The following is an 8,140-nucleotide window of genomic DNA, read 5'->3' on the forward strand; positions in this document are numbered from 1 at the left end:
GACTGGTAACCGATGGGTTACCGCTTCAGGGGCCGGTGAGCGGCCGGTGACCGACAGGGGCGACGGCCGCTGCCTGGGGCAACGACCGCCGACTGGCGGACAGGCGGCACCGTCCTCACACAGATTAGGTGAAGTTAACCTAATGTAGGCGAGATCGGAAATGCAACCACCAGTTCGGATCGGCCCAGATGGTCGGGCCCTGCGGTGCGCTCAGACCAGGCGTCCGGCATCAAGTCGGACGATCCGCGGGAGGCGTTCGATCGTGCTCGGCCGATGCGCGATGACGACCAGCGTCCGGCCGGGTCGCAGCCGCTCGACCGCCCTTTCCAGCCGGAGCGCGGCATCCGGGTCGAGATCGGCCGTCGCCTCGTCGAGCAGCAGTACCGGTGGATCGATGAGCGCCGCCCGCAACAGCCCGACGATCTGGCGCTCACCGGCGGAGAGCCGTTCACCCCGGGTGCCGAGATCGGCGTCGAGACCACCCAGCCGGGACGCCCAGTCGCCGAGGCCGAGGAGGTCGACGGCCCGCTCCATCGCCGGCCGGCCCGGCTCGCCCGGCACGAGCGCCAGGTTCTCCGCCAGCGTGCCGGTGATGATGTGCACCTGCTGCGGAACGAGGACGATGCGGGCCCGAACCTCCCGCGCCGGGACGGCCCGCAGATCGACGCCCCCGTAGCGCACCGCCCCGACGTCCGGCTCGTAGAGCCCGGCGAGCAGCTTCGCCAGGGTCGTCTTCCCGGACCCGGTGACCCCGACGAGGCCGGCCCGGTCGCCGGTCGGGAAGGTGACCGAGACGTCGCGCAGCACCTGCGCGCCGTCGACGTAGCCGAAGCCGAGGGCGTCGGCGACCAGGTCGCCATGGGTCGGCAGGCCGCCGCCCCCGCGGGCGCCCGCCACTTCCGCCAGTGCCGGACCTGTCCCCGGGACCGGCGCCGGGTCCGGCACTGGCGGAAGTGCGTCGAGCAGGTCCGTCAGGCGAGCCAGGCCCACCCGGGCCAGCTGGGCCTGGCCGGCCAGTCCCGACAACGTGAGCACGCCTTCGAACAGGTTGCGGGTCGCGACCACGAAGACGACGACCGTGCCGACGCCGAGATGCCCCGCACGCACCAGCCAGACGCTGAGCAGCAGCAGCGCGGCGGTGGCCAGCCCCTCGATCATGCCGAACAGCTCCAGCCGGTTCTGCACGACGAGCGTGCGGTCCGCCACCTGCTGGAGCCTGTCGTTGTCCTCTCGGAATCGGCGAGTCCACTCCTGGGGTCGTCCGGGGGCGACCAGGGCCTCATGCGCGCTGAGCGTCTCGGTGAAGGCCGCCGTCATCGCCGCGTCGGCCGCGGCCTGGCGACCGAACGCCTCCGGCGCGCCCCGGTTGAACCAGGCCACGATCGCGATCGCCAGGGGCAGGAACAGCACGATGAGCAGCAGCGCGAGCAGCCACGAACAGACCAGCAGCAACACCGTGGTCAGGGCGATGGTGAGGCTGACGCCGACCAGGTTGGGCAGCTGGTCGCGCAGGAAGAGCGTGAGGTCGGCGATCTCGCCGGTCGACCGGCGCAGCAGGTCACCGGTCCGGTGGGCCTCGATGAATCGCAGGGGTGCCCGGGCGAGGCGTGCCACGACGAGATCCCGCAGGCCGCGGATGGTCCGCTCGCCGGCCGCGGACAGCAGCAGCTCCGACCAGCGCAGCAGGAGCATCCTGGCCAGGGCGAGCCCGACCATCAGGACGACCGCCTGCCACAGCCGGCCCCTGTCGCCCGCGGACACGGCGTCGACTCCCCACCCGATGGCAGGCGCGATGCCCACCACCGCCGCCGTGCTGGCCACACTCGCCAGCAGCGCGGCGGCCAGGATCGCCCGGTGCGGGCGCAGGTACGGCCAGAAGCGCCGGAAGGTGCCCGCGACGGGCGGGTCGTCGGCCAGTACCCGGACCTCAGCCATCGCCGCCCCTCACACCGACGGTTCCCGCGCCGCCGCGCGAGCCGGCGGGCACGTGCTCGGCGGCCGGCACGGAACGCGCGGGCGCGGGCGCGGGGGCCAGCCGGATGACCCGATCGGCGGCGGCCAGGACAGCCGGTCGGTGGGAGATGACGACGAGCGCGGTCCGCGGCGACCATTCGCGCAGCCGGCGCAGGATCGTGGCCTCGGTCGCGGCGTCGACCGCCGCGGTGGCGTCGTCGAGCACGAGCACGTCCGGACGTCCGACCAGCCCACGTGCCAGCGCGAGCCGCTGCCCCTGCCCGCCGGAGACGGTCGCCCCGCGCTCCCCCAGCTCGGTGTCGTAGCCGTCGGGCAGGCTCATCACGAAGTCGTCGATCGCGGCCACCTCGCAGGCCGCGCGCAGCTCGTCGAGATCGACCTCGCGACCGACCCGGATGTTGTCCGCGACCGTGCCCGCCAGAATCAGGGGCCGTTGGGGCACCAGGCCGATCCGGTGGGCGAGCTCGAGGCGGGACACCCTCCGCAGGTCGACGCCGCCCAGGCTGACCGAGCCGCTCGCCGGGTCCTCCACCCGGCACAGCAGGCGGGCGAGCGTCGTCTTGCCGCTGCCGGTCGGGCCGGTCACCACGACGAGCTCGCCCGGGCCGACGGCCAGGTCGACCGGGCCGAGCACCTGCCTTCCATCGCGCCGGGCGGCCAGGGCGGCGGCGCGCAGCGCGGCGCCCGGCGGCGGAACCTCGGCATCGGCCGAGTCGTCGCCAGCGACCGGGGTGCCGAGAACCCCGGCGATGCGCTCCGCGGCGACGCGGGCCTGGCCGCGAGCGGCGAGCAGTTCGACCGCGATCGTGACAGCCAGCGCCAGCGTCGTCATCCAGGAGGTGAAGGCGACCAGGCCACCGATGGTGAGGTCGCCGCGCAGCGCGGCCGTACCGCCGATGGCCAGCCCTGCCGCGATCGCCAGCCTGGGCACGGCCGGCGGGACGGCGGCCCAGGACGCCGAGATCCGCGCGGCGGTCATCGTTCGGTCGGTGAGGACCGCGCTGCGGTCGTCATGACGGCGGACGAGTGCCGTCTCGCCGCCGAGGCCACGGACCGCGGCACTGGCCGACAGCAGATCGTCCACCGCGTCGGCGCGGGCGGCGAAGGCCACGGACAGGCTCTCGTTCGCCGCGCCGAACCGGCTGGGGAAGTAGCTGTTGACGAGCACGACCAGCGGGATCGTGGCCACGCCCACCACCAGCAGCCGCCAGTCGAGCAGGGCGAAGGCGGGCAGCACCACCACGATGGTCACCACGATCCGGACCCAGATCGCGAGGCTCTGCACCCACTGCCGGACGAGATCGACATCCCGGGTGACTCTGGTCGCCAGGTCGCCGTGCCCGAAGCGGGCGAGGGCGGGGCGGTCGAACGCGGCCACCCGCTCGACCAGCGCGGCCCGCAGCGCGTGGGCGACGCCGTTCGCGGCCCGGCCCGACCACCACAGCCCTCCGGCCCCACCGATCATGAACACCACGGCGACCAGCGCCGTCGGAACCGCCCAGGTGACCGTGCCCTGCACCGAGTGCGCGGTGACCCCTCGATCGAGCGCGCGTTGGATACACCAGGGAAGCGCCAGCATGGCGGCCTGCTGGGCGACGGTCGCCAGGCCGCCGAAGGCGAGATCACGCCGCCGGGCCAGGAGCTGGCCGCGGAGCAGCCCTGTCGAGCTGTGCAGCCCAGCGCTCAACCCAGCACCGCCCTGATCGGATGTGCCCACGCCGTCCGACCGCTTCCGTTCCCGCGCTTCCCGCGCTCCGCCGGAACCGAAGCCGTTCGTCCGGGCGGCCGTGAATGCCCGCGGCGCCCGCATGGATCGGAGATCGCGGGAAAGTGGATTTCTCGCCTGTTAGGTATAGCTAACCTAAGAGCTGGGGTCAACCCGCACGGACGGACGACACCCGGCGACACCCGACCTGCGGACCGTGACACAGGATCTCAGAGCCCGGCCACCCACCGCGACCAGTCGAACCGACGGCCGCACACTTGACACCCCGGAACTCCATCCGAAAAATAGGTAAGCCTTCCTTTACTAGACCATCGGAACATATGCCGCCCCTCTGCCTCTCGCCGTCGGGAAAGGCACGGCACCCAGGGAACCGGAGGATTCGGCGTGGTGAAAGTCACGGCACCGCCCCACGACGCGGCCGACGCCGACGCCGACCCCGACGCCGCCGACCGGACAGCGTCCGACCAGACAGCGGCCGAGTTGGCTGAGCTGCGTCGTGCGGTCCGCGGCCGGATCGGCGTCGCGGCCGTTCTGCAGGCACTGGCCGCAGTGCTGTCGATCACCCCGGCGGTCGTGCTGGTGGAGATCGCGCGGCGGCTGCTGAACGACGAGGGCGAGTCGGTGTGGCCGCTGGCCTGGCTCGCGGCCGGCCTGCTCCTGGCCCGGTTCGCGCTGTACGCGTCGGCGAGCCTGCTCAGCCATCTCGCCGACGCCGACCTCGCGTATCTGCTGCGCCGCCGGATGACCGAGCACGTCAGCGCCCTGCCGCTGAGCTGGTTCGCGGGCGGGGTGTCGGCTCGGGTGCGCTCGACGGTGCAGGATGATGTGGGCTCGTTGCACCACGCGGTCGCCCACGCCCGCGCCGACCTGGCCTCGGCGGTGGCCGGCCCGACCGTCGTGATCATCTACCTGCTCTGGGTCGACTGGCCACTCGCGCTGGTCACGGCCGCGCTCGTCGGAATGGCCCAGACCATCCGCTCACGGCTCGCGGTGCGCGCGACCGACCAGGTGAACCGCATCGCGGCAGCCAACAGCGAGCTGACCGCGGCTGTGCTGGAGACCGTGCGCGGCATCAGCGTCGTCAAGGCCTTCGCCGCCGACCAGAGCTCCCGCCGGTTCACGGCGGCCGCGGCCGAGCACGCCGACGCCGACGAGCAGGCCCAGCGCATCTTCCTGCGGCCGCGCGGCGTCGCGCGGGCCACGGTGGCCCCCGCGACAGTGGTGTTCGTGGTCACCGCCGTCGGGACCGGCCTGGTCGCCGCCGGCTGGACCGACCCGGTGGACCTGGTGGCCTTCATCCTCCTCGGTGTCGGCCTGTTCGAGCAGCTCACCCCGATCTACCTGGCCCAGGACCAGCGGGAACGCGCTCAGGACGCGGCCGGGCGGATCAGTGGCCTGCTACGCGAGCCCCGGCAGCCGGAGGTCGACCCCGCCCGGGCCCGCACCGTGGGCACCCCGCCGACCGTCGAGCTCGACGACGTCCACTTCGCCTACCCGGACGGTCGCGAGGTCCTGCACGGCGTGAGCGCGACGCTGCGGCCAGGCACCGTGACCGCGCTGGTCGGCTCCTCCGGGGCGGGCAAGTCGACGCTGGCGATGCTGATGGCCCGGTTCGCCGACGTCACCGCCGGCACGATCCGGCTGGGCGGCGTCGACCTGCGCGACATCGGCCGCGACGAGCTCTACCGCCACATCGGATTCCTGCTGCAGGATGTCGTGCTGCTACGCCGCTCGATCCGGGACAACATCGCCCTCGCGGTCCCGGAGGCGTCCGACGAGGCGGTCCGCGCCGCCGCCCGCGCGGCCGCCGTCGACGACCGCGTCCTCGCCCTGCCGCGGGGCTACGACTCGGTCGTCGGCGAGGACGCGCACCTCTCCGGCGGTGAGGCACAGCGGATCGCGATCGCCCGCACGCTGCTGGCCGGCACGCCGATCGTGCTCCTCGACGAGGCCACCGCGTTCGCCGACCCCGACTCCGAGGCCGCCATCCAGGACGCGCTGGCCGAACTGGCCGCGGGCCGGACACTGCTCGTGATCGCGCACCGCCTGTACACGGTCACCGCCGCCGACCAGATCCTCGTCCTCGACGACGGACGGATCGTCGAGCGCGGCCGGCACGACGACCTGCTCGCCGCGGGCGGGCGCTACGCCCAGCTCTGGCGGGCGCAGCAGAGCGATCGGGAAGGACGAGCTTGACATCCTCGGCGAACACGGCGGGTACGGCGGGTACGGCGGGTACGGCCAGCGTCGCGGGCAGCCTGCGCGGCCTCATCCCAGCCGGCCAGCACCGGCCGCTGGGGTGGTACCTCGCGTCGGTGGCCGGCTACGCCGTCAGCGAGGGAGTGGCCTTCGGTGTGCTGTTCCCACTGCTGACCGCCCTGTTCGACGGCGACACCACCGCGGCGGCATGGTGGCTGCTCCCCCTCACCGCCGCGGCGGTCGCCGGTTGGTTCGCGCACTACTACCTGGGATCGCGAGCGCTGCGGCTGTCCTCGGCCTGGCGACGAGACCTCTACAACCGGCTCGGCGGCAAGCTTGTGACGCTGCCGCTGGGCTGGTTCGACGGGGCTCGGGCGGGCGAGGTCCCGCAGCTGGTCATCGGTGACGTGGCCAGGGTCTCCTCCACGGTGTTCCTCGCGCAGGCCCTGATCGGCGCGGTCGCGACCCCCGCGACGATCGCCGTGTTCCTGCTCGGCTTCGACTGGCGGATCGGACTCGCCGCGCTGATCGCCGTCCCGGTCGTGCTGGTCGCGCTCTCGGTCAGCCGCCGGCTCACCGAACGCTCCGAAGCGGCCGAGAACGCGGCCACCGCCGAGGCCGGCAGCCGGCTCGTCGAGTTCGCCGGGGCCCAGCCGACGCTGCGGGCCACCGGCCAGACCGCCGCCGGCCGCGCCGCGCTCGACGACGCCCTGGCCGACCAGCACCGTGCCTCCCGGCGTCAGATCGTCCGCTCGCTGCCCGGCGAGTACATCGGGGAACTCGGCCTCCAGCTGGCGCTCACCGCCCTGTTCCTCGTCGGGCTCGCGCTCACCACGCAGGACGGCCTCGAACCGGGCCGGATGATCGCCCTGGTCGTGCTCGGCATCAGCCTGCTGCGCCCACTCGACGCCCTGGTCGGCCTCGGCGGCATCCTGCAGGCCTCCGCGGCGTCCGCCCGGCGGATCGCCGAGCTCCTGGCGGTCGAGCCGCTCCCGGAGCCCGCGGACGGCAAGCAGATCGGCCATGCCGGGATCGAGCTGACCGACGTCCACTTCTCCTATCCCGACGGTCCCGAGGTCCTGACCGGGCTGAACCTCACCGTCCCGGCCGGGCGGACCACCGCGCTCGTCGGCGCCTCCGGCGGCGGGAAGACGACCGTCACGAAGCTGATCGCCCGTTTCCACGACGTCGACTCCGGGTCGGTGCGCGTGGGCGGCGTGGACGTCCGCGACGTCACCGGCCGCGAGCTGTTCGGGCACATCGCGCTGGTGTTCCAGGACGTCTACCTGCTCGACACCACCATCGAGGAGAACATCCGGTTCGGCAACCCCGGTGCGACCGAGGAGCAGGTCCGCGACGCGGCCCGCCGCGCCCAGGTCGACTCGATCGTCGCCCGGCTCCCGAACGGCTGGGCCAGCCATGTCGGTGAGGGCGGGCGGCTGCTGTCGGGCGGCGAGCGCCAGCGCGTGGCCATCGCCCGCGCCCTGTGCAAGGACGCGCCCATCGTCCTGCTCGACGAGGCCACGGCATCCCTCGACACGGAGAACGAGGCGGCCGTGCACGACGCCATCGCCGAGCTCGCCACCGACCGCACCGTCCTGGTCATCGCGCACCGGCTCGACACGATCATCCGTGCCGACCAGATCGCCGTCCTCGACGGCGGCCGGATCGTCGAGTGCGGGACGCACCCGGAGCTCGCCGCACAGGATGGCCGGTACGCCGCCTTCTGGCGCGAACGCGAACGCGCCCGCGGCTGGCGGCTGACCACCAGAACCCCGACCGGCACCGCCGGAGATCGGGGCTGACCTCCGCCGACATCCCTGGTACAGCCCCCGGCCGTCAGCGAGTGGTGGACGTCGCCACGCCGGGGCCGCTGCGCGTCGGGCGGGTCAGTCTGGGATCGACGCGGCGCAGCATGGCCGCGGTCAGCGCGAGGGTGGCGCAGGCCAGGATGGCGCCGAAGCCGATGTCGAAAGTCCACATGTGCTGGTTGTGCGCCCACAACGGGTCCGCCGGGTCGGTGCGCAGCCCCTCGTAGCCCAGCTTCGAGACCTCGTTGATGTCCGCGGTGGACGCAAGCGCCGCATAGCCCCACCGCGCCGGCGCGATCCAGGAGACCTGGGCCACCCAGGTCCGGCCGGACAGCGACACCAGGCCACCGGAGAGCATGAGCTGGGCCATCGTCACCAGCACCAGGACGGGCATCGTCTTGTCGGCGGTGTCGACGATCGTCGACACCAG

The 8,140-nt window shown here is 73.4% G+C and carries 4 protein-coding genes and 1 pseudogene; 2 read left to right on the top strand and 3 right to left on the bottom strand.

What is annotated here, in order from left to right; translation table 11 throughout:
• Positions 1 to 210: 210 nt before the first annotated feature.
• Together FREUN1FDRAFT_RS13210 and FREUN1FDRAFT_RS13215 are read right to left on the bottom strand one after the other, a co-directional pair.
• Positions 211 to 1,935, bottom strand: coding sequence for an ABC transporter ATP-binding protein (locus FREUN1FDRAFT_RS13210; RefSeq protein WP_006540557.1), 1,725 nt, complete (start codon positions 1,933 to 1,935; stop codon positions 211 to 213).
• Positions 1,928 to 3,784, bottom strand: a complete 1,857-nt coding sequence (locus tag FREUN1FDRAFT_RS13215) for an ABC transporter ATP-binding protein (protein WP_006540558.1) — start codon at positions 3,782 to 3,784, stop codon at positions 1,928 to 1,930. Before FREUN1FDRAFT_RS13215 ends, FREUN1FDRAFT_RS13210 begins: the two co-directional genes overlap by 8 nt.
• Positions 3,785 to 4,084: 300 nt before the next feature.
• Here FREUN1FDRAFT_RS13215 and FREUN1FDRAFT_RS13220 point away from each other — a divergent pair, with 300 nt between their 5' ends.
• A complete protein-coding gene (locus FREUN1FDRAFT_RS13220; RefSeq protein WP_006540559.1) occupies positions 4,085 to 5,896 on the top strand; it encodes an ABC transporter ATP-binding protein in 1,812 nt (603 codons plus the stop codon).
• Positions 5,893 to 7,704, top strand: a complete 1,812-nt coding sequence (locus FREUN1FDRAFT_RS13225) for an ABC transporter ATP-binding protein (RefSeq protein WP_006540560.1) — start codon at positions 5,893 to 5,895, stop codon at positions 7,702 to 7,704. The genes FREUN1FDRAFT_RS13220 and FREUN1FDRAFT_RS13225 overlap by 4 nt, the downstream gene beginning before the upstream one ends.
• Before the next feature lie 34 nt (positions 7,705 to 7,738).
• Here the strand turns inward: FREUN1FDRAFT_RS13225 and FREUN1FDRAFT_RS13230 are convergent.
• Positions 7,739 to 8,140: pseudogene (locus FREUN1FDRAFT_RS13230) on the bottom strand (hypothetical protein); the annotation flags it as partial.

This window comes from Parafrankia sp. EUN1f (genome assembly GCF_000177675.1).
Lineage (GTDB): Bacteria > Actinomycetota > Actinomycetes > Frankiales > Frankiaceae > Parafrankia.

Bases quoted from the DNA above. Each gene is read 5' to 3' on its own strand.
- FREUN1FDRAFT_RS13210 (WP_006540557.1), bottom strand. From the start codon at position 1,935: ATGGCTGAGGTCCGGGTACTGGCCGACGACCCGCCCGTCGCGGGCACC.
- FREUN1FDRAFT_RS13215 (WP_006540558.1), bottom strand. From the start codon at position 3,784: ATGCGGGCGCCGCGGGCATTCACGGCCGCCCGGACGAACGGCTTCGGT.